Below are 1,648 nucleotides of genomic sequence, written 5' to 3' on the forward strand. Positions count from 1 at the left end.
GATAAAGGAATCCGTGGCGAGGGTGGCGGTTTCACCAGTGACGACTGGGAGCGGTTCTATGAGTTCACCGGTACCAAACTTGAGGAATTCCCGTTGCCGACGGAGTATCCGTTGGGGTTGGCGCGGGAGCTGGACGGGCTGGCGCAGCAACTGACGGCGGTCAGCCCCGCGTCGGTGGCCGTCGACGATGTACCCACGCGTGCCCGGCTGGCCGACGCGCAGGCGGAGTGGGCGTCGGCGCGGGCGCGGATGATCGCGCTGCAGGAGGAGTTGGACTGGCAGGTCTACCGGCAGTATGGGCTGCTCGCCGACGAACTGACGCTGCCGATCGCTGACGTCCCCGAGATCAGGCTGGGTGAGCGGGCGTTCGAGATCGTCCTCGCCAGGAGGATCGCCGATGGGGACGAGACGTCCGAGTGGTTCACCCGGCACGGCTCCACGCCGATCACCGAGGTGCCCGCGCACTGGCCGGCTGAGTACCGCGCGCACGTCGAGAAGCGGATCGCGGTCATCGAGTCCGACCGGAACATCGGGCTGATCGAGCGGCCGGAGTACAAACGCCGCTGGGCGAGCGAGGGCTGGGACAAGCTGCGGGACGCGGCGCTGCGGGGCTGGCTGCTCGACCGGCTGGAGACTCGTGACCTGTGGTTCGCCGACGTCGACGGCATGGTGCAGCCGCGGCTGTGGACGACCGGCCAGCTGGCCGACGAGCTGGCCGCCGACGCTGACTTCGTCTCCGTCGCCGAGATCTACCGGCCCGGCGAGGAGCTGGCCAAGGTGGTCGCCGCCCTCGTCGAGGACGAGCACGTCCCGTTCCTCGCCGCCCTGCGCTACACCGACACCGGCCTGGTGAAGCGCACCGATTGGGAGTCGGTCTGGGACCAGCAGCGTGCCGAGGACGCCGCGCCCACCCCGGCGAAGGCCAAGGAGATCCGCGACGCGATTCCCGTGCCGCCGAAGTACGCGCCGAAGGACTTCCGCAAGACGTCGTTCTGGCGGGCCCGGGGCAAGCTCGACGTGCCGAAGGAGCGGTTCATCTCCTACCAGCCGGCCGGGCGGGACAACGACCCGACGCTGCTGATCGGCTGGGCCGGTTTCGACCACCGGGAGCAGGCCCAGGCGCTGGCGACCCTGATCGTCGACCGCCGCGACAACGACGGCTGGGACGGCACCCGCCTCACCCCGCTCGTCGCCGGCCTGCGCGAGGTCATGCCCTGGGTCCGCCAGTGGCACGACGAGGTCGACCCGCGCTACGACGGTTCCCCCGCCGAGGTCTACGACGCCTTCCTCGCCGACACCATGGGCCAGCTCACCCTGACCGAGGAGGCGCTGACCAGCTGGCGCCCACCGGCCCCCACCCGCGGTCGCCGGTCCACCAAATGATCATCTGAGACCGCCGCGCCTCACGCGCATCACTGACGCCCGGTCCAATGCGCGACATCCATCCGCACCGCGCGGCAGCTCAGTTCCGTCAGACCGACAGGTGGGCGTTCATGGCGCGGGCCTGCTCGCCGAGCTCAGACAGTTCCACGACGGTGACGCCGGCCTGGGTGAGGAGTTCGTAGCCTTGGCAGTCGGCGACGAAGAGGCTGGGCTCACGCCAGGCGATGACCACCCGTGGGAGCTTCGCTTCCAGGATGAGCTGGGT

General features: G+C 69.8%; 1 protein-coding gene and 1 pseudogene. One reads left to right on the top strand and one right to left on the bottom strand.

The annotated features are described in order from the left end of the window. Positions 1–1,383 (top strand): BREX-2 system adenine-specific DNA-methyltransferase PglX (gene pglX, locus MJ785_RS21825; RefSeq protein WP_239382749.1); only part of this gene is annotated, 1,383 nt, incomplete at its 5' end. An 88-nt stretch (positions 1,384–1,471) separates the two neighbouring features. Here pglX and MJ785_RS21830 read toward each other — a convergent pair. Next, positions 1,472–1,648, bottom strand: a pseudogene (locus MJ785_RS21830) (dCMP deaminase); the annotation flags it as partial.

The organism is Protofrankia sp. CiT1 (assembly GCF_917627335.1).
Classification (GTDB): domain Bacteria; phylum Actinomycetota; class Actinomycetes; order Frankiales; family Frankiaceae; genus Protofrankia.